This window comes from Chryseobacterium sp. Leaf394 (assembly GCF_001424105.1).
Classification (GTDB): domain Bacteria; phylum Bacteroidota; class Bacteroidia; order Flavobacteriales; family Weeksellaceae; genus Chryseobacterium.
In genome coordinates this window covers 586,851-609,015 of sequence record NZ_LMQH01000011.1, presented here as the reverse complement: position 1 = coordinate 609,015, position 22,165 = coordinate 586,851, and the positions used below count along the sequence as shown (strand labels likewise).

The following is a 22,165-nucleotide window of genomic DNA, read 5'->3' as shown; positions in this document are numbered from 1 at the left end:
TTTATTTTAAGTGATGATTTTGTATATTTGATAAACCTAATAAATAGGAGTTTTATTTGATGTATTTAATAGGAATAAAAAATTTGAAAAGTAACGTCAGAAAAAAAATTATAAATCGAAAAAAAATTATGGAAGAATTAGAAAGAGTACAATTATCTTTGAAGATACCTATAGAAAAAATTATAGACTTCGGTACTTATATTGAGGTTTATTCATCAGGTGTAAATATTGGAGAAGTACCTTACATTATAACAGAGGGTAGTATAAAGAAATATGATACAGACATAAGTATTACAAATAATTTCAGCTGGTTAAGTGTATATAGAAATTATTCAGAAATTTTAAAAGAACAAGTTTCAAAATTACTCCAGATTCCTGAAAATAATTTTATTATTGCATTAGGGACATTTAGAAATTTATATGTTCAAGATCTTGAAGGCAATTTTATCTCAACTATTCATTGTTTTTACGAAAATAATTGCTGGATAGTTCGTAAGTGATTTCATTAACTTTTCATAAAATCCTCTTTACAGGTTGATATAAATATCACAAATTCAATGATATATCTTGATAACAATTCTACAACTCCAGTTGATAAAAGGATATTAGATTATAGCTACAAATATTTTTCTACTATGTATGGTAATGCATCAAGCTCCTATTCTTTTGGAATGGATTCATTACGTAGAATAAGCGAAGTAAGGAAAGAAATCAGTGCTATGATTGGAAGTAATTCCAATGAGATCTATTTTACTTCTGGTGCAACCGAAAGCCTAAATTTAGCATTAAAAGGCTTAGCATTAAATCCCACTAATAAAAAAAAACATCTCATTACCTGCCTTACAGAACATAAAGCAGTTTTAGAAACTTGCCATTATTTAGAAAGTATTGGATATGAAATTGATTACCTTCCTGTAGATAATGATGGTACAGTAGATTTGGAATTGTTAAAGTCTTTAATAAAATCAGATACTTTGCTAATATGTTTGATGTGGGTAAACAATGAAACAGGCGTTATTCATCCAATTAATGAAGTTGGTAAAATAACAAAAGAAGCTGACATATATTTCGTTTGTGACGGCACACAAGGAGTAGGGAAATTACCTATAGACGTCCTAACATCCAATATTGACATACTGTGCTTCTCTGGTCATAAGATGTATGCTCCTAAAGGTATTGGTGGAATATATATCAACCACATAATTACAAAACAAAATAAAATACAACCTTTAATTCATGGTGGAGGTCAAGAAAAAGGATTAAGAAGCGGAACGCATAATGTACCATTGATAGCAGGATTAGGAAAAGCATTCGAAATTGCTGAAAAGGAAATGGAAATCAATCGTGTTCATATTGAAAATCTTCGGGATACTTTAGAAAAAGCGTTATCAAAAATTGAAGGATCTTTTATAAATAGTAAAAATGCTTCAAGAATTTATAATACAATAAATATTTGTATTCCTAATTTTGACACCGAATTTTTTATTGGTATGAATAAGGATGTTGCTGTAAGTAACGGCTCTGCATGCAATTCCGCTATCATCCAACCGTCACATGTTCTTTTAGCAATGGGACTTTCTAATGATAATGCTATGAGTAGTATCCGTATTTCTCTCGGAAAAGAGAATACAATGGAAGATATCGAAATATTCTTGGAAAGAATTCATAACTTTATAGCAATCCGATAATTAAGTATTTTTATGCCTAAAACTTTATTCGAATCACTATATCTCTGCAAAACTGAAACCGATGTCGATGCACTTATCTCTGGGAATGCATACTTAAAAGATGCATTAAACTGGTTTCCAATTGGAGAAAATGAATCAAATTTCAGTATTATTGAAAATCAGCAATCTAATCCAATTGCAGCATTAGTTGAAAAAGTTACCAACTCTATTGATGCTACATTGATGAAAAAATGCCTTGAATTAGGATTAGATCCTAAAAGTAAAGATGCACCTAAATCTATGGATGAAGCAATTGAACTATTCTTTCCTGATAATAAAAATTGGGACTTAAATACATTTAGAAGAAAGCAGGCTGAAGATATACAAATAATTGCAGATGGACCGACTAAGCAAAGTTCTGTGATTATTTATGATAATGGAGAAGGACAGCATCCTAAAGATTTTGAGAAAACTTTTCTTTCTTTAATGCGAGGAAATAAAAATGAAATTCATTTTGTTCAAGGAAAATACAACATGGGTGGTAGTGGAGCAATTGTATTTTGTGGAAACAAAGGCTATCAATTAATTGGCTCTAAAAGATTTGATAATTCCGGTAATTTTGGTTTTACATTAGTGAGAGAACATCCCTTATCGAAGGATGAATTAGAAACTAAAAAAAATACATGGTATGAATATTTAAAAATTGACCGAGAGATTCCTTCCTTTGATATTTCGGAATTAGATTTAAATCTCCTTAACAGAAAATTTAAAACTGGCTCTATTATTAAAATGTATTCCTATCAGATGAAAGGAATTTCCGGATTTGCCCAAGATTTAAACCAAAGTCTGAATGAATTTCTATTTAAACCAGTTCTACCAATATTCACTATCGATACCAAGGAACGTTATCCAAACAATAAGGTATTAGAAACTTCTGTATATGGCCTTCAAAGGCGTTTGGAAGAAGAAAAGGATTATGTTGAAGATTGGTTTTCTGAAGAATATGAAGATACTCTTTTTGGTAAAATGAAAGTTACGTGTTATGTTTTGAAGGCAAAGCAAGAAGGAAAAACAGTTAAAGAGACAAAAGCGGATATACAGCGTAGATATTTTAAAAATAATATGTCCTCCTTATTTTCAATGAACGGACAGGTTCATGGTCATTATACTTCTGAATTTATAACAAGAAGTCTAAAATACAATCTTCTCAAAGATTATTTGCTTATCAATGTGGATTGTACAAAGATGAAGTATGAATTTAGAAAAGACCTTTTTATGGCTTCCCGAGATCGTTTGAAGAATGGAACAAAAGCAGAAGAATTAAGGGATTATTTACGAAAGAAATTAACAAAATCTAAACTTGATGATATTAATAAGCGTAGGAAAGATTCTATCGGTTTAGAAAGTGAAGATACTTCTGAACTTATAAAGAGCTTTGCAAAAAACTTATCCAAGGATAGCGAACTTTTCAAGTTATTACAAAATACGCTCAAGCTCGAAGAAAAATCAAAAGAAAAACCGGAGAAAAAAGAGCATGCAGGAAATAGACCACAAGAAAAACAACAAAAACCATTTAAACCGGAGCGTTTTCCTAGCTTTTTTAAATTACAACATAAAGCTAACAGTCCTATTCCTGTACCAACTGGAGGCGAAAAGACATTGCGGTTTGAGACCGATGTAGAAGATCATTATTTTGACCGTACAGATGAACCCGGCGATTTACAAGTGAGCATTTTAAGAGTAAAACGAACGGATAGTAAAGGAGGCAATAAACAAGGGAATGAAAAAGAGCCTGGAGAGTTATTAAATATTATTAAATCAAGTCCGGATAAAGGAACAATTAAAATTACCTTCAATCCAGACATAGAATTGAGACAAGGTGATGAAATAGAAATTGAAGCATCGTTGAAAGGTGCCGGAAACGATTTTTTCCAAGAGATTGTATTCCTCAAAATTGTCGATCCCGAAGAAAAAAAGCAACTTGCACCTAAAGAGGAAGAAGATTTTACCAATATTGGATTACCTGAATTAGTAAGAGTTTCACAAGAACAATGGGATGACTTGGAATCTCATGGTATTTCTATGAATTATGACACTGTTATGAATCCTATAGCTTCGGGAGATATATTGGAAAAAATCTATGTAAATTTGGATAGTAACGTCTATTTGAATTACAGAAAGAAATTAAAGAACGAAGATCAAATAATTGTAGCTCAAAAGAGATATATCGCCTCTGTTTATTTTCATTCTTTATTTCTATATATGATCACGAAAAAGAAGAATTATCGACTTTCTTTGGTGGCTGAAAACAATGACGAAGAAATAACTATCGATGATTACATCCGTGATGTTTTTGATAGCTACTACTCCGACTTTTTATTGAATTTTGGTATGGAACAATTAATCGGAACCTTGGACGATTGATATTAAAAGAAATAGTTATTTAATCTTGCGGTTTTTGATTTATTAACGACTTATAACTAAATTGAATGGATAATACTAAAATACAAGAACATGTAAAAAAAATATGTGAGTCTTTTTCATTCATTGTTGACAATTCTGATGTCAATTTTTTCAGAATTTTTACAGGAGAAATTGATGGATTGACTTTATTTTTAAACATTGAAGACGATAAATTAAGTTTTTATTTTTTAGTAAGAACTAGTGATATAGTATATCATGGAGACAGAAGCGATATACATATAGTTATTAGCTTAATGTTTTCGAGTTTTCTAAAAGTGAAAGCTAAAATATCCTGTTCTATATTTGATATACCTCATCCTGTCATTGATGATGAAATTTGGGGTAGATACATTTATCCTGAACAATACGCGAATTCTTCAAATAATGTTCTAAAGTATATTGAAAACCTTCTTCATATTTTATTTGAATGGAGATATTCTTTTTGGGGGTTGATTGGTTGTCCGTGTGAAGAGTGTATGAAAGAAGAGAATCTTGTAAATGAAAGAGATTATGATGTCGATGCTAACCTTAATGATTATGCAAAAACAATTAATCGCTATAATAGTGGAAGTAGAATAAGACCATCATATTCTTTTGTTTATGATATTGACAATGATATTACTATAATAAAATCCAAGTCGCTAGCATATTACTTAGAGACAATAACAAAAGTATTCGATTATAAACCTCATAAGATAAATGGCATAAATGGGAATATATTAATTGATTCAAGAACTTATAACTTTTTCAATTATGAAGCATTAAAAGAAATTGAAAGTGTTCTGACATCTATCAATAGTAACCTACGTCATAGAGCAAACAATTTTATCGTTATTGAAAATCTCATAATAAATATTGAAGAAGAATTTATCATTGCGAAAAGTATATCTTCAGGTTTAGATGCATTTAAAAAAGAAAAAGAGTTGATTAGAGAGCGTCATAATCTTGAAGCCTCAATCTTGTTTCCAATTCCAATTTTCGAATGGTTAGAGAATCCCTGCCCAACACAATTTGAATTATTGATAAAAAGCCTTTTAGAAAGAGATGTGAAAGTAAAAAGAGTAAGAATAGCGGCACCAACTAATCAAGGAGATAAAGGAAGAGATCTAATTATAGATTGGGAAATTGCTGATAAAAATCAATTATTTCATCAAGGAGTATCTCCTTCTCAAATTCGAAAGATTGTTGGTCAATGTAAAGCAAGTAATAATTCTATTGGAAAAAGTAAAGTTCAAGATATTAGAGACACTATAGAGCAACATGACGCTAGTGGATTTTTCCTAGCAGTTAGTACTCAAATAACCAATCCATTAACAGAAACTTTGGAAAAATTAAGTCAAAAGCAATTTTGGGCGGATTGGTGGAATCGTGATGATATTGAATTTAGACTTAACCAACATCAAGACCTTATACCAAAGTTTGATAAGGTCTTGAAAATTAAGAACACTATTAAATTTGTAAATGAGCTGTAATTTTTTTCAGTCTCTTATTAAGATTAAAAGCAAAAAATTACATTACTTCCCAAACCTTTTCCAAATCTCGCATTCTTTTATTAATATAAGGAATTTTTTCTCTAAAATTACTTTGCTGAATATTTGTAAGCAATTCTTTCCAATCTTTATTCTTTTTTAAAACATCTTTGAAATCAGGATCACTTATTATTTCTGATATTTTATTATTGGTGTCATCTTGAATATTACTCAATATTTCTATCAATTTCGTAAATACAATCTTTTGTTTACTATTTAGATCATCCACAAAATCGCGACTATAATCTTTAAGTTTGATTAGCAATAGCCCTATATCTTTATTATAAAGCTGTTTTAAAGAGTGACAGTATTTTATTAAATCATTTTTTGTTATATACTGTTTCAACCAAAAAATTGTCATTAAATCAATTGAATTTAAAATTTGCCCTACGACATTAATTTGATAAAAATGATTAAAATCTTTTTGAGCTGGAGCATCATCAGAGATAAAATGTGTTTTAAGAAGATTATCTCCGAAATCATTTTTTCCAAAACGACTCACCTTTACTGAATAACTTACAGAATGAGACTCTCCATTATCTTTAAAACATTCAGAATTATGTTTCTTTGTAAATGCTAATGTATCATCACTATTTGAATAATCAACATATTTTTGTATTTGATTGAAAATCACATTATTCAATACTTCTTTATTAGAATCATCAATAACATTAACAAATTTATTACTCCCTAATTCTTGAAAAACTATTGGAGTTAGCTTAATTTCTTCAAATGACTTTACAAGGTGTTTGATATATTCATCATCATAATTAATTTGAAGCAAATTAAGAATAGTACAAGTATCCAAATAAGCAACCATAATTAACTCTCAAATGAAGGGATTTCATCTTTTACAGACCTAATAAATTCAATGTCTATCTTATCTTTTTCCATTAAAATTGCTAATTCAATGATTAAAGAAAACACTTCATTAATTTTACGAATTGATAAATTCCCAATATTGTCGAGTACATATTTCAACGTTTCTTCATTTTCAAACGGCCCATACTTATCTTCAGGCTTGTCTAACTGAGGAGAGATTAACTCTTCTACATATTGAATCGCTTCTTCAATAGAAGGGACTTCAAAAGGTATCCTTATTTTTGCTCTGGTTGAAAGTGCTTCACCCAAAATAATGGATAAATCCTCAATATTAAAGAATGTTTTAGGAGTAAAATTCAAAAATAACAGAAAGTTATTTGGTGTCTTATCAAATAATTGTCTTAGGAAAGTAGTAATTCTATCTTGGCTTTGCTTATTTAAGGTATCTATATCTTCAAATTCATCCAACCAAAGAGTGAAAGATGAAAAGACTCTTTTTTCAAAAGTTATACAATTTACATATGTGCTTATGAAATTTACAATTTGTTCATCATCTTTTAGACCAAACGGCAATCCTAACTTGACTAATGTCCCTTTTGTTGCATCTCCAAATAAATATGCTTCAATGGCTTGAAATTGATCAATATTGTCATCTGATATTATCAATTTAAATAAGTCTGATATAATGGTATCATTAGAATTTACTTCAATAATAGCATCTATAGACTCTTCTTCTAACAAGGCATTTTTTACTAAATCAAAATTAGATTTGATATCCGACAAGCTAATCTGCCCTAGAAAACTTCTAAAAAAAGATTGTACAGGATCTTTAGATGTACGAGGTAAGTTTATTTTAATATTTTTAGATGGCTTGGCTGACTTTTCGTCATTTAAAACTTTTATTCTATCTGTCTTTGTATAAAAATTTGCAGCATGTGTTTTTCCACTACCATATCTACCCCAGTTCAGAACTATTCTGGATGGAGAAGTTTTCATAGAAAAAATTAAACGCTCTTCTATTTTCTTTTTTAACTCTGGGAATCCTGCCCAAATCAAATCTTTAGGGTTAATTGATGGTCCTGTTCTAAAAGGATTTTCTTTAAGTTTTAAGTCTGATAATTCCATAACTGATTTATTTTTTTAAATACAAAGCACCATCATTCTCTGTTTTGAACCAATCCATTGAGAATTTATTGTTAGGTCTGTGTAAGTGTTTTTTTATTTCTTCAAATTCCACTATTAGATTATCATCAAAAAATGACTTGAAACAAACATAATCAATGGCTTGTGAAGCAGCAATTCTATTAGGGGCTTCAGTTTTAAATACTTGAAAGGCCTCTAAAAGATAATTTTCAATTTTGTTGATATCCAAACTGCCTTTATCTTTATTCAAATCAAAGATATAATTAAAAATATAGAAATAGTGATTATTAATAACAGATTCTATAATCAGATGTTTATTCAGATTTTTTTCTAATATTTCAAATAAAACATTAATAAGATTTAAACCAGATTTAGAGAAGTAATAAAGTTTTTCCTTTGATTCTGTTTTTAATTCTAAAATACCTAAATCTACTAACCAGTTTATTCTTGGTTCAACAATATGTTCTAAATAAGTTAGAGGTTTTTGCCAAGATGATATCCGTGTTTTTAAATCTATAATTTTCCTCTTCGTAGCATTATTGTTTGAATGAGCTTGACTTAAATCAAGCTCATTCTTTATATAATCTACAAAAAGTTTTTTTATCGACATTGTACCAATTGGTTTTCTAACAATAAAAATAATATCAATAATTACCCAAATGTACAAAGGGTCAGAAATTAGAATTTGGCGAAAAAAGAACAATTTATCTAAAAGATTAAGTTGAAATAAATTTGCATCAACTACATCTATTTCCTGTTTTAAAAATTTGTTTAACTGAAAATATATTTTGCTTTGTTTTGTTAATATGTAAGAACTATTAACTTGTGTTAATAAATTAAGCTGTTCCAATAATTCAATATAAGGTTTAGCTGAAGAACCGCTATCTGTCTTTTTAATTAGCCCCTTATCGTCTCCCATACGACTCCCGTACTCGTAAAGGGCATCATTGTACAACATACTATCGGTTTCAATTCGTTTCCCTAAATAAGTAATTGGAAAATAATTTGAACTTTCAAATAATTCAACTATTAATTTCAAATAACCTAATCTTCTAGTTTTTGTATTAGACTGAACTATTCCAATATCATTACTTTCTATAAATTGGGAATCTTCTAATTTGAAAGAGTTGTGTATTTGTTGTATTTTTACATTTCTATACGCTGTTGTAACAGATGTAATATTGTTGTGATTTAAATCTTCATCTATTGGGAAGATTATTTCAAAGAATACTTTATCCTGATTATTCGCACCACGACTTAAAGAATATTTGGGTATTTTATTTATTTGACGATAACTTAAGTTTAGAAAATAATACAATTCATTCACAAGTCCATCAAAATCACTTTTATATTTCCTAATTGCAATACTCTTAAGCGTAGACTCACCTGTAAATAGAGAATCATTCTCAATTTTCCTATCACAAAAAATAAAAACTGTAAACTCTCCATCAACAATCTCTATTGTCTTATCATCCCTGATTTGTCTATCCTTAAAAGAATTGATGTAATTGTATAAACTGTTCATGCTTTATATAAAACAACTCGCACAACCTTCTCCTTCAACATCATCAAGGATGTCTAAAAGATAAGGCGATTGAATTTTTGATTTTTTTCTTTCTTTACGTTTAATGTATTCTTCTTTTATCTTTTCTATTCGTTCCGGTTGAACTAATTCAGCCAAAGATTCATCCTGTATCCAAGTATATCCATCCTTTTCGTATTCCATTGCTTTGAGAAACAAGTCAGTATGTTGCTCATACAACCAAATCCATTCTATTTTCTGTTGATAAAAACAGAAAAAACAACCGGAACGGCTTCGGGCATAAGTAGACTTTTTACCATTTATCTCAAATTCGATAGCTCTATAATATTCCGGAACACCAACACCAGATTCTTCTAAAGTTTTAAAAATATCATCCCTAACCAATATATCTTCATTATTAATCAAAGGAAACTCGCTTTCTTTTGATATTGGATAATCTGTTGTTTGTAAAAACTGGAATACAGCATTATTGTATTCTTTAATCCCTAAATCTAATAGGCTATTCAATTTTTGCGTTTGACTGAAGTTAATAGAAACTTGTTCATTTATAACCTCAAAAATTCGCTCTCTCTTTTCTCCTAAATCTAATGTTTTGTAATACCTTAAAACATTATGAATATTATTGTTTGAAAGAAATTTACCACTAACATCTTCACTAAAAATATTTTTTCTGAATGGAAATATAGACTGAATATTCGATTTTTTAGATATGTATCCCTCTCTGTCCTCATCCCCACGAATACCAACATAAGATATTACCAAATCATCACCTACAAACTTTTCAAAAGGTTCTAATTTCAGTTTTTTTGTACACCATCTGGATGTAGAGCCGGGTAGATACCCGTTATACATTTTTATAAAGTGATCGAATGGATTTAATGAATCATCTGAAAGAACGGGTAGCTTTTTAATCTCCTTACCAAGATAATTTTCAAGACTTTCAATCAAATTGTAAGTATCCTGAAGTTCTTTTCCTGTATCTGATGTGTAATATTCAATATCTAACTCAGGATAATTTTGCTTCATATATATAGCTAAAGCAGCACTATCTTTACCTCCTGATATTCCTAACACGTGCCTAACTTTACTCATTATAATAAATCTTTTAAAACCGTTGTTATCGCAGCTAAATCAATACTTTTATCTTTTGATAATAAATCTTTTATCTTTCCTTCGAGATTTTCGACCTCTTTACTTTTGCCTTTCGGTAGTCGAATTATCTTGTTTGTCATTCCTCCTTCAAAAGAATTAATCTGAACATCTAAAGCTATTTCTTTTTTCTCATCAAATTTAATCTTTGAAATCCTATTAAGGCTATCTAAATCCAAAATCATATCAGTAAACTTGTCATAAAGCAAAAGTTCATCTTCATCTTTGAATTTTTCCAGTGATTTTCCTGTTAAAGATTGAGCTAATGAACTCAGCCAAGCTTTTTTATCTTCAATTTGAGAATCTATTCGCTGTACAAATGATTTTTGAGAATTCAACAACAAATGACGATGTAAGCTCGTATATCTTTTTTGAAATTTAATTTTATATTCCTCAAATGCTATTGGTTTATCAAAATACTTATCTAGTAGAAAAGATTCAAAACGATTTACCAATTCATCGAAACAATTACGAACTTCTTTTATAGAGTCTTGTAATTGAACAATAAAATGTTGTAATTCCGTTCTGTCTCTTTGTATTTTTGCAACAGAATAGCATAATGCAGTAGGAAAATCTTCAAAGAAAGATTGTTCAGGATCTTTAGAGTTTGCTATTGCTTCGCGAATGGCAATACTTTCCTTTGATAAACGTTTCGTTTCCTTTGAATAATCTGGTAATCCTCTGTAGAATACCAAAAATGGTTTTATTGTTTCAATGAAGGTCTTTGCATTACCATTTTTATTTAAATCAATATTTAAAAATTTACGATAACTATTAAAAATATCTAGTTTAACACCTTCTAACACAAAAGATTTAATTTCAAAATCTTTCGGTATTTTAGAAATAAGTTCTAAAATGTCTTCATTAATTGTGGGAGTATAAATACTCTCATTAAATAAAGCATATTCATCCCTTTTAATAAATAAAAAAGTAGGAATCCAAAAATCAATGAAACCTTGTTTAAGTTTAAATGGCTTGTTATTCAGTATCTCAACAAATTCTGACACACTTCTTTTTGAAAGTTTAGCACTGTTTAAAAATTCAACAGAAGCCTCCCATAAATTATAAAATCCATTTTCATTATGTGGCTCAATCAAATTGGACGAATTATCGTCACATAATTTGATGCCATTATTTTCCAATAATGATAGATATATTGTTTTCTCGGGCGGAAACTTATCTGTATCAAAACCAAGCTGAGGCATATCCCAATCATTAGCCAAAGCATTAAAATATCTTCTTTTTGCGGTATGTATAGATGTCGATATTTTGTGCTTGTTTACAAGTTCATTATTAAAATATGGTGTTTTGTGATAGACTGTTTTACAAATCTCAGACAAGAAAGAGTTAAATTCCTTCTGTGACTTTAATACTTTTTCGAAACCATTGAAAATCCATATAACAGATGCTTTATTACCAAAAAAGCTGTTGAGTATTTTATGATTTAATAAATTCTGCTGATGTACAATAATATTTTTAAGCTCTGTAACCGCAACTTTATCATCTGAATTTTCTTCAATTACCTTTCTTGTCTTTTCAATTTCAAAAAGCAAATCTTTAATCTCTTTGGAGTTTAAATAGTAACAATATAGAACAGCCTCCACATTTTCTTCTGAGATTTTTTTTATATCTTCAAGAATATTTTTTTCATTAAAAATTAAATTAATGAATCCATCTACTTCTCCTTCTGGCTTTATAGAAATAGGATGAGACGAAATTTTATATTCAAATAAACGAGGTGTTCCAGTCTCAAACATCGCTCTTTTTGCGAGAACAGGTGATAGTGAATAGTTTTTATTAAGTAAGGTTACTACATCCGTAATATCATCAATCTTGTTCCCTGCCTCATATAGCGCTGTCGGAATGTCTAAGTCGGTTCCTTCAAAAAGAATATATCTATTATTGTATTTTCGGTAAAAAATTATTTTTCTTGTTTCTAAATCTTCAATTAACTTGTCGGCGTTCTTTATTCCTAAACTTTTTTCAGCATATTGCGTCAGAAAATCACGATTTATGTATGAGCCAGCTTGTGCATTAATTGATAACAGACCGATTGTTTTAACCAATTTTTCATATTCTGGAAGATGTTTATCAAACAAAACTTCCACTTTTTCTAAAGAAGTTTTTATTGCTTTCCACGCACTGAAATCTTGATTGTATCTTGAGTTAAGATCAGAAAAATAATTATATATCAGAAAATCATATACTTCAGCTATTGAATAAAAATCATCTCTTAATATACTATGTTGATATAAACCTGTGTGATCTGTTGATTCTAAGAAAGAAAATAATGAGCGTTCATTCTGACCATACTTTTGTAATGATAAAGTTAATACATAAGAAGATATTGCATCTAATGGATATAGTTTTTTAGCTATTTCATTGATATAGTCCTCATTTGAATTAAAAACCTGTGATGCCGTTAATAATTCTACTAATTCATTAATTATTTTTTCTTTCTTGTTGGTCGATTGTTTCTCTTCTATATGTTCAGCTGCGAGGAATAATAATTGTTCAACTGGTTCATTAAAAGTAATTTCCTTAAATCTACCCTTAACTTTTGTCCATTCTTGTCTTTGTGAGAATTCCAAATGGATAGCATAAGCATCAAAATTTTGATGTACAGTTGTCAATAAAACAATATTATTATCCGAATTATTTACAAATTCAGCCAATTGCTGAATAAAATATAGCTCTTTCTCGGGCTCATTTTGGGAAGCGTACTCCAAAAATTTTCCAAATTCGTCTATTACAATAAAAAGAAGTGGATTATTTTTGTTCAAATCATAGTAACGATTATATATTTCAGAGAATATATTTTCTGTGATGTTTTTATCATCATTTATTTCAAATAAATCAGCAAATGATTCCTTCAATGATTTATACTCACCTACTATTTTAATAAAATCTATTTTTGGGTTTGAAAGTAAATTTAATCCGAAATATGATTTATTTGATTTCAGTGTTTGTTCTACAGCCCATAAGAATGAACTTTTACCCGTTCCGTAAGATCCAATAATATTAAATGATCTTATACCTTGTTTAAAATCATTACTGATCTGATTACTTATACGAATGGCATTAGGAGTAGGTATATACTTTAATTCTCTATCCGTATCACGAATAATATTTGTAGATGTAGTGAATTTATTTGCCATAATAATGATTTAAAACATCAAACTTGTTGGGCTTAGATGTAATTTGTAACACTTTAATACCTGCGTGGTCACTTAACGTTATACCATATTTCTGATTATTTGAGTTATTTGAAATAGATTCCAGTCTTTCCATCAATAAATTTTTGGTAATAGCAAAAACAGAACCCGCCTGATTCCTATCTTGAAACAAGGTATTTAAACTTATTGAGTTTTGAAAATCCTGTTTATCCAAAATTGTATATAATATGATTTCTTCTGGCAGATTTTTACGGTTCTCATTAGGGATGGAATATAAACTACTATTTTTCTTTTCTTCTTGTATAAGATTTAAATCTGTCAATAATCCCGAAAAAGTATCTTCCTTATCTTTAGCTTGTTCTGTAGTCCTGATATACATTTTTGTTAATACATCGAAATCTGTCCCGGCTGTCTTCTTATTAAATTGGGTAAAACCAATTTCATTTGCTTTTCTTTCTGCAAATGCCAAGAAATTATCTTTTGTAAATTCTATTTTTTCCTTTCGCAAATCGTTAAAAATCAAATCATATATAGATGCAAGTCCATGAGTTACTAGATGATAATGAAGTAACCATAATGTAGCTTCATCTTCTAAATAAGGATCTTTACCTTCTGATGAAAAAATATATTCAGCTAAATCTGTAGCATTTCCATCTTTATCTATCAATCCAAATGCCTTCATCCAAAAGTAGATTGCGGAAACCATATTTTTACCCACACCTAATAAAACAACCGCTTCATTATCAGTGAATTTATTCCCATTTTTTACAAAATCATACCCTTTCTTTAACCACAGTTGTCTGCAATGAAAAGTATCATGACCAGAGAAAGTAAGTTTAGCAGAAGATAATGAGGGACTTTGTATCATAGAATTTCAATATTTTTTAGTGCAAAGTAACAAAAAAAGTTCCCTGAAAACGGGTAAGAAGAATAGATATTTTTTATAGATCAATTAATATTATACAAATAAAACTTAATAATTTCTGATGTTAACCGATGTTAGTTTTCAAATAAATTTAAAAAAGTCTTTCACAATTGCGTGATGACGTAGCTAAAAAAGCGTATTAAAAAGTTAAGTGACTTTGCACAGGTGATCTCCTTCAATTTAAATTTTTATGATTAAGCAATGATATTTAATAATAAACTGCCAGAATATTTCAAAATAAAAAGGAATTTGACTTATAATATGACAGTATAATGACCTACTATTTGATTCATTTTTCTTAAAGTCATCAATAATCAAAAAATCATTTCTATGTAAAAACGACAATCACAGTTCCTCTGAAAAACTATCTGACTCTGAATCATACACCTGAAAGTAGAGTGGAAGGCTAAATTTCTTTCTCAAAAAATAGATATATTTTTTAGCATCCTCGAAATCTGCAAGTTTCTGACTTACAATTACTAATTTATGTGCAACCGGGTTATCTATCCAGCATGAATACTCTAAAAGCTGACCTAAGGATTCTCGTATGGATGTTCTGGATGAGTTGTATGTTTTGATTTCATAAAATATATACTTGTCTGCATCTTTGGCAACCATATCAATTTTATGACTACCATAGCCTGCCAGCAGCTCATCTGAAACATTTTCAAATCCAAATTTTGCTGAAAGCTCGTTTAAAAGTCTTTTCGAGATTGCTTTGTGCAAATATTCTACTTCAATTGCCTTGGGCTCCCGTTCATATGTTGTTTTCTCAACTGTCAAGCCTAATGATTTCTGTTCTTCGGGATTTCGGGATATAAATTTAAATTTCCTACTGATTAATATATCATTTGTGTTTTCCTCAACAAAGTGAGCAAACGTGTAGCGTGAAAATCTGTACAACTTATTATCTGCGGGCAGTTCTTCATAATCTCCTAAAATGTTTATATCTGAAACTTTAAATCTAACATTAAAAAGATCTACACCTTTCCAATCAGAAAAACCGTCATTGTTAGCATTACAATCTACAATTTGCCTCTCCATTTCATCAAACCATCCATTTGCGATATAAATCTGCCTTATTCTGTCGGCTTGAATCTCATCAAGAACTTCTACATTATTAATTTCACCTATAAAATAACGTTTTTTATCTGTACCATTGAGAGAATAAAGCCACACATCATATACCTTTCCGATAAAAGCATTCTGATGCTTTCTGATGGGCTCCAGAAAACCGTAGTGGTAGCCGTCAATGATTTTGCCTGTATCTAGCAGCCACTCTTCATGTCCATAGCCATGTCTGCCTTCGTGAGAATCTTTATTGGTACTTTTGCCTTTTCGACCTGATGGTTTTACCCATCCATTGTCATTCCATGTTAAACGTGCGATTCTTTTTTCGATTGAACTTTTACTCATAACCTGAATTGTTTTTTTCTTCAGTTTCGATTAATTAAAAATGTGATAAAATTCCTGACGCACATCTTCTACTAATCCTCCAAGATTTAATAAATTATTTGTATCGACGTCTATTGTTTGTAAAATTGAATAAGGAATTGTGATAATACAGGAATAACCAAAAGAAACATCAAATCTGGTGCGTCTCGAGTTTATCATTTTTTCCTGCCAATTACATTTACTTCTCCAGTCAAAATCAGGTCTGAAATTCAGATCAAAAAAGTCTTCAATCTCTTTCCAGTTATTATCATTTCGAGTTTTTCTCCCGGAAAATTTATTGAAATTAACTTTAGTATATATATCGATACCTTCAAACAGATCACGTTGTATAAAGTCAATACTTGAAAAGTAGGAACTAAAAGCGGAGAATTTTATATGAAATCGATGTGCAACATTATATTTTGTACTGCGAATAATCAGGTGCTGTTTTAATTTTGGTATATCTGTTGTCTTAAAAATAGAATTTCCCTGAGATTTTGTATTTCCAGGATAAACAGCAAATTGTATTGATGGAATACTGTTTTTTAAATTATTATAAATAATCAATTCGTTACACCAATTTATCATATTCATTTTTATACCCAATCTTCCTTTGTATGGCAGTATTTCTTCTGGAGGGAAAGATGCAGTAATGCAATCTTCAATTCTCTCCATAATTTTCGAATGGGAGTCAGCAGAGGTTATATTTAAACAGAATTGCGGCATCCAAAGCGGATTGTGACTGCGTACGAATTCAATGAAATCACTCAGTATCTTTGTGTCTGAATCAGTAAATTTCTGGAAGTTGTAAACGCTCCATGCTGTTGACATAATTTTTTTCCAATTCCAATCTTTAGCTATTATCATTTTGGAGAATTCTTCATCTCTAAAATTCTGGAAATTAAAATCTATACTATCATTGCTCACCATTGACAATGCCTGATCGAATAATTGCTGCAGTACGCCCTGCCTGTTTCTTTTAACCTCAAATATAATAGCTATCCTTTGGTTATTTGTCTCTTCCAAAGCATTGATCTGAATAACAATGTCTGTAATTTCTTTATTAATCACTCCAAGATTTAGCTTATAAAAATCAACTGTATTCAGAATTTCTTCTGAAACACTTACAGCATAAATCTTATCATAATTCTTAAGTTCTCTGGTATCTCTCTGAATGCTAATGTCTAAACTGGTACTCGCTAAATCCTGATTTAAAAGTTTTTCAAAATCATTTTTGTCTAAAATCTCTTTTAATGATCCATATAAAAACATCGAATTCTCCATAAGCGTTATCGCTAAAGCCTTTGATAAGTCATTTTCCAGCTGAAATTCCCTTACCTTATTTGTGTAATAGCGGAATACGTTTAAAAATTTACTCATTGAATTTTAGTTTTTAGTAAACGTTCTGTAATGAAATTCATCATCAGTGTTACAATTCAGTACAGCGATCAAAAACCTATCATTTTTGTTTTCCTGAAATTTGACAATTGCGTTCTCCAGTTTTATAAACAAGTTTTCGATCTCGCTGCCTTTTGCCTGACATATGATCAATCTTCTTTCTGCATTACCAATTAACAGTTTCTCAAAATCATATTTGATCCCTGAATATTTTTTATCCCATTCACTTTCGACAATCAACGGGACTTTAATCAGACAGCCATCTTCGTCCTCAACGAACCAAACAACGTCGTACATCCATTCTCCCGCAAAATCTTCTCCCAATCCGCCGACAGAAACTTTATAGCCCAATCTGTCACCGAGTTGCGCTAAACGTTTTTTTAGCTGGAAAGTCCATGTTGTATCTCCTGAAAAACCATGTATTTCTACATCGGATAAAAACTCTTCAAATTCTTTTATGATAAGCCTTTCTATATCGTCAAACTCTTCGTTCATAGTATTTATTTTAATTTATTCTTTGTGTCGCTTTCTCTAAAAACTCAATTTCATAGTTCTGTTCCTGCACCACGTCTGCATATAAATTCATCAGATTAATATTGACCTCATAATGATCTAAAATCTGCCTGTTTTTGAGATGGAGCTGGCGCGTTAAACGTGCGATATACCAAAAGACCAAAGTGAAAACACCTAAAATAATCTGCAAAGTAAGAAGAGCGTAGTCAAAGACCTGTGCCACCAGTTTATCGCGCAAGTCTTTACGAATTTCTTTTACGGATATGACCCTCTGAATTTCTTGATCTACCGCCGAAGTTTGTGAGACCGTAATTTCGGATACTGTTCCGAAATTTTCGTTCAGATACTTTGTAACGATACCGTCGTAATGCTTATCAAAATAATTTCTGTAAACATCCTTAACTGCAAAAGTGCTGATTAAAAACAGGAAAGCCACTGCAGCCAGGAAAATAAAAAGAATCCTCTTGCCAATGTAATAGGCATTGTGATACCAGCGGACGGGTTTCTGCTCTTTTAAATCTGACAGTACCTGCTGAGCACCACGGATTTCATTTTCAATATAGAGTTTACTTTTTTTCTTTGCGTTGATGTAAGAAATGATTTCGACGTTATTCATGGTTTGATAGTTTATAGTGATAAGCAGCATTTTGACATCAGTTTTCAAATATATAAAAAAAAGGTGTTTCACAATTGAGGGATGACGTACTATATATTTACACCTCGTAAAATAGCACAAAAGGGTGATTTTTTCAATGCTTGAAAGTTTAAATTTTTATAAAAAATTTAGTAAAACCATGAAATCTTTAAAAACGTCCGTGCTCATCATTTGTGCAATATACTGCTGTGGACAAGCAGGCGTAAAAACTAGTTATGATATTAAAATTGATAATAATTTTTATTCAGTAAAAACTAAATTCCTGTAACTTTAGTGCGTTTGTGACTGTCATTGTAAAGAGTATGTATCCCTTCAGAATGTTTTATCAAATTTACTTTCTTTAGAGATTGTACTCATTACAGTAAAAAATTACTTTAAGCGCATGAAATTTCTGATTTTTCTTTCGTTATTCATAACATCTACCCTATCCGCTCAAAGCAACAGATTCGCTGACCGTGACTTATATGACTTAGCTAAAGTATGAGGACTGATTAAATATTATCATCCTGCAACTTCTCAGGGAAAATAGATTGGGACAATATTCTTCTACAGTCCCTCAATAATGAGAAGGAATCATCTTCCGATGAAATAATCACCAATTGGCTGAAGCAGGCAGATCAAAGTTTATCTGACAAGATTGCTGCGAGAAAATCGGACTGTGACAGCATTACCCTTCGTAATTTTGATGTTTCGTGGATTAAAAAATTAAACAAACTAAATCCTGCCAACAGAAAACGTTTCCTGGAAATGACAGCTCAACCCAAAAATGTAGGATCATTCTACTCTAATCCTGTTGAAAACAGCATCCGTTTCAGTAGTACCAATGAAAAAACGTACAACCAATTTTCGGCAGACATTAAAATGCTGGAACTCTTCAGAATCTGGAATGCGTTAGAATATTTTTATCCCTGTAAATATCTTATGGATGAAAAGTGAGATCTGGTTCTGCAAAAGTATATCCCTGTTTTCAAAAAATTAAAAACAGAAGCAGACTACTAATCTGCGGTAATGCAGCTTGGCGCGGAAATTCATGACAGCCAAATTGAAATAAAGAAGACTTTACAGTATGATGTAGTCGGGAAATTATCTGCTCCTATTATTTTTCAGATCTCGGACGGTAAAGTTATCATCACCGGAATAAAAGATGAAGCTAAGATAAAGAAAGCCATCCTTGACGTTTGAGATGTCATTACAAAGATCAATGGAAAATCTGTTTTGAAATCTCATAATATCAATTCCGAATATTTTGCATACTTCAATGAGGCAGTAAAACTACGTGAGGCTTACAGCTATCTTTTCAGTAGCAATGAGCTGACAGCGACATTAGAAGGTGTGAAAAAGAATGGAAAATCTTTCAAAATGGTCATGGAAAGGACTGAGCGCATCTTTCAGAACGAATGGGACAAATACGGTATACCCAATTATCAGCTGCTGTATAAAAACAAAACCTACACCTACCTGACCTATAACGAAAAAGAGAGCCGTCTGAATCCGAGCTTTTCTCTTGATGACAAGGCGTATTTTGAGTTTACATCTCTTAAAGCAGCAGAGATTCCTGAATTGATGGAAAAGTATCAAAATACCAAAGGAATGGTTTTCGATCTCCGCGGCTACAATAATGATGGCTCAATAATCAAGATCTTCGATTATCTGATGAGTAAACCTGAACATTTCGGGATTATGACTCAGGCAGATTTCAGCCAGCCGGGCAAATTCTGCATCGTAGATAATATTATTGACAAATCCTACAAATTTGCGGGCAGAAATAATCCCAATGCCTATAAAGGTCAGGTTGTTGTTTTAATCAACGAGTACACACAAAGCGCAGTTGAACCTTGGGCAATGATATTTAAAAAGGTTCCCAAAGTCATCTTTGTTGGAAGTCAGACTGCAGGGGCTGACGGGAATAAGACCTCCATTAAATTGACCGACGGAAATGAACTTATTTTTTCAGGACTGGGTATTTACTATCCAAACGGTGATTATACCCAGCGAATCGGCATTCATCCAGACATTGTCGTACGTCCCACCGTTGAAAGCATCAGAAATAATCAGGATCTGCTTCTACTAAAAGCTTTTGAACTCATTGATCAAAAGAAGTAAATTTAAAAATCTACATTTCATTTGCCTGGCAAAGTTCTACGGGAAGTAAGAAAAGGATAGCGGACATTTTACGAATGCAGTCATAATTAAGAAATATAAAAAAATATCCATCATAGTATGATGGATATTTTGCTGTAAAAGAATTGTCTTTCATTAACAACATACATATAAAATGCATATGACTTCTATATAAATTATCTACTTAAATTTTATATTTTTTACAATTAAAAAAGCCTTATACTTTTAGTTTTATTTGTACTTGGGTTACTTATTTCACTACCGACATTTGCAGTTGCATATTTATTAATAAATGTTTTTATCAGCAACTGTAATTCTTCTATTTTATTTGTAGTGTAATTATTAAGTAAGGCATATGATTTTAGTTCATTCAGAGCTTTATAATATGCGTCTAAATAAATTGAAAACATTTTTGAAAACTCCTGATTGTACCTAAGGTAATTACTTTCATACAATTTATAAGTTTTTGCAACTGCGTATAATTTTTGAACTTTATCATTATCAATGCTTTGCCTATAATTACCATCATTAACATTTAATAGATTATTTAATAACACAGATCTGCTGGTCCAAGGTCTGGTAGGATCTACAATTAATGACCCTAGCTGGATATTTTTTACTGACGCTTGATTTCTATTTTCTTTCAATATGACTTTATACACCTCTAAGTTTTGAGATATCGCCCTATCAGCAATTAATATCTTATCGTAGTAATCAACAAATGGTTGTATTTTTTTAGAAAATTCATTTATCCTGTTTTGTTGGATTGACTCTGTATATTTCAGCGTTTTTTCACATAGATTACAACCATCTATTTTTTGACTAACAAAATTAGAAGCTGAATTAATCACTTGTGAAACAATTGCACCGACTGGATTGGAATTTATAACAGCGTTGACAATTGGTATTGAAGTAATTTTTGTCAAAATACTTAGAAAACCACTTTTTGCTTCATCTTTCAAATCTTTTAAAAGAATGTTTTTTGCTTCTTCTTTTATAAAAGATGTGTAGGATTTACCTAAAAGCTCTTCGTTATTTGGATTGGCAGCTGTAGTCAGTTTAGCAAAAAGATCTGTAAAATCTGATTTTGTTTCCAAAATTTCAAAATCTTTTATTAGTATTGGATAATTTTCACTTGCATGATGTATTGTTTTAGAGATGGAATCATAGTCCTTTTTATCTCTATTTTTTAATTGTGTTTCTAATTGGGAAATACGTTCGCTGTCACTTTGAGCATCGAGATTTAGTGATAAAGAAAACACAACTAGCAATGTCAGGATAGATTTAATTTTTTTCATGGTTAAGTATTATTTAAAATTGATAAAAATATTAGTTTAAACAAATTTATATAATTTAATTCATTAAATACTAGTTATTAATGTAAACAAAAAATTTGAGATTATACTAGAGAAAAGTCTATTGCTTCTAATCTTCTTCAAAATAAAATATCATTTTAAAGTGTATTTTTTTTTTTAGTAATTATTGATTTATTGTATAGAATTTTGGTTATGACATTAGATTAAACTGATTTTAATATTTTATGTTTCAGTTACTTTAATGGTTTCATCTTATATTCTTATCAATAAAAGTCACTTTTTTATTACACGCAACAGTAGAGGGTGTAAAA

The 22,165-nt window shown here is 30.3% G+C and carries 18 protein-coding genes; 7 read left to right on the top strand and 11 right to left on the bottom strand.

Annotated features, from left to right (window positions below; genetic code table 11):
- The first annotated feature begins 128 nt into the window (after nt 1–128).
- From ASG21_RS07270 to ASG21_RS07255, 4 genes are all read left to right on the top strand, one after another.
- Entirely contained in the window at nt 129–500 is a 372-nt protein-coding gene (locus ASG21_RS07270) for a hypothetical protein (RefSeq protein WP_128414238.1), read from the top strand.
- 57 nt (nt 501–557) lie between these two features.
- Nucleotides 558–1,688 (top strand): cysteine desulfurase family protein, encoded by a 1,131-nt coding sequence (locus ASG21_RS07265; RefSeq protein ID WP_056077631.1) that lies wholly within the window; start codon nt 558–560, stop codon nt 1,686–1,688.
- Nucleotides 1,689–1,700: 12 nt separating this feature from the next.
- A complete protein-coding gene (locus ASG21_RS07260) occupies nt 1,701–4,091 on the top strand; it encodes a hypothetical protein (RefSeq protein ID WP_056077628.1) in 2,391 nt (796 codons plus the stop codon).
- Nucleotides 4,092–4,156: 65 nt separating this feature from the next.
- Nucleotides 4,157–5,602, top strand: a complete 1,446-nt coding sequence (locus ASG21_RS07255; RefSeq protein WP_056077626.1) for a restriction endonuclease — start codon at nt 4,157–4,159, stop codon at nt 5,600–5,602.
- Nucleotides 5,603–5,639: 37 nt separating this feature from the next.
- Here the strand turns inward: ASG21_RS07255 and ASG21_RS07250 are convergent, their stop codons facing one another.
- From ASG21_RS07250 to ASG21_RS07205, 10 genes are all read right to left on the bottom strand, one after another.
- Nucleotides 5,640–6,479, bottom strand: coding sequence for a hypothetical protein (locus ASG21_RS07250; RefSeq protein WP_056077623.1), 840 nt, complete (start codon nt 6,477–6,479; stop codon nt 5,640–5,642).
- 2 nt (nt 6,480–6,481) lie between these two features.
- Nucleotides 6,482–7,606, bottom strand: a complete 1,125-nt coding sequence (locus ASG21_RS07245; RefSeq protein ID WP_056077620.1) for a hypothetical protein — start codon at nt 7,604–7,606, stop codon at nt 6,482–6,484.
- Between the two features lie 7 nt (nt 7,607–7,613).
- Nucleotides 7,614–9,149 (bottom strand): hypothetical protein, encoded by a 1,536-nt coding sequence (locus ASG21_RS07240; RefSeq protein ID WP_056077618.1) that lies wholly within the window; start codon nt 9,147–9,149, stop codon nt 7,614–7,616.
- A gap of 3 nt (nt 9,150–9,152) precedes the next feature.
- Nucleotides 9,153–10,259 (bottom strand): phosphoadenosine phosphosulfate reductase family protein, encoded by a 1,107-nt coding sequence (locus ASG21_RS07235; protein WP_056077615.1) that lies wholly within the window; start codon nt 10,257–10,259, stop codon nt 9,153–9,155.
- On the bottom strand, nt 10,259–13,474 hold the full coding sequence (locus tag ASG21_RS07230; RefSeq protein ID WP_056077612.1) for a hypothetical protein: 3,216 nt from the start codon (nt 13,472–13,474) through the stop codon (nt 10,259–10,261). The genes ASG21_RS07235 and ASG21_RS07230 overlap by 1 nt, the downstream gene beginning before the upstream one ends.
- On the bottom strand, nt 13,464–14,360 hold the full coding sequence (locus ASG21_RS07225; protein WP_056077608.1) for a DUF4007 family protein: 897 nt from the start codon (nt 14,358–14,360) through the stop codon (nt 13,464–13,466). Before ASG21_RS07225 ends, ASG21_RS07230 begins: the two co-directional genes overlap by 11 nt.
- A gap of 402 nt (nt 14,361–14,762) precedes the next feature.
- Nucleotides 14,763–15,833, bottom strand: coding sequence for a hypothetical protein (locus ASG21_RS07220; protein ID WP_056077604.1), 1,071 nt, complete (start codon nt 15,831–15,833; stop codon nt 14,763–14,765).
- 30 nt (nt 15,834–15,863) lie between these two features.
- A complete protein-coding gene (locus tag ASG21_RS07215) occupies nt 15,864–17,231 on the bottom strand; it encodes a hypothetical protein (RefSeq protein ID WP_056077601.1) in 1,368 nt (455 codons plus the stop codon).
- Between the two features lie 6 nt (nt 17,232–17,237).
- Nucleotides 17,238–17,744, bottom strand: coding sequence for a hypothetical protein (locus ASG21_RS07210; RefSeq protein ID WP_056077598.1), 507 nt, complete (start codon nt 17,742–17,744; stop codon nt 17,238–17,240).
- A gap of 10 nt (nt 17,745–17,754) precedes the next feature.
- Entirely contained in the window at nt 17,755–18,378 is a 624-nt protein-coding gene (locus ASG21_RS07205) for a hypothetical protein (protein ID WP_128414237.1), read from the bottom strand.
- 786 nt (nt 18,379–19,164) lie between these two features.
- On the opposite strand from ASG21_RS07205, the gene ASG21_RS07200 reads away from it, so the two are divergent.
- The 3 genes from ASG21_RS07200 (at nt 19,165) to ASG21_RS07195 (ending at nt 20,520) form a co-directional block, all read left to right on the top strand.
- Nucleotides 19,165–19,353 carry a hypothetical protein gene (locus ASG21_RS07200; RefSeq protein WP_056077593.1) on the top strand — a complete coding sequence of 63 codons (189 nt, stop codon included), beginning with the start codon at nt 19,165–19,167 and terminating at the stop codon, nt 19,351–19,353.
- A gap of 72 nt (nt 19,354–19,425) precedes the next feature.
- Nucleotides 19,426–19,599 (top strand): hypothetical protein, encoded by a 174-nt coding sequence (locus tag ASG21_RS20200; RefSeq protein WP_157844518.1) that lies wholly within the window; start codon nt 19,426–19,428, stop codon nt 19,597–19,599.
- A 33-nt stretch (nt 19,600–19,632) separates the two neighbouring features.
- Entirely contained in the window at nt 19,633–20,520 is an 888-nt protein-coding gene (locus ASG21_RS07195) for a S41 family peptidase (protein WP_056077588.1), read from the top strand.
- A 224-nt stretch (nt 20,521–20,744) separates the two neighbouring features.
- On the opposite strand, the gene ASG21_RS07190 is transcribed toward ASG21_RS07195, so the two are convergent.
- Nucleotides 20,745–21,836 carry a hypothetical protein gene (locus ASG21_RS07190; protein WP_056077585.1) on the bottom strand — a complete coding sequence of 364 codons (1,092 nt, stop codon included), beginning with the start codon at nt 21,834–21,836 and terminating at the stop codon, nt 20,745–20,747.
- Between the last annotated feature and the right edge of the window lie 329 nt (nt 21,837–22,165).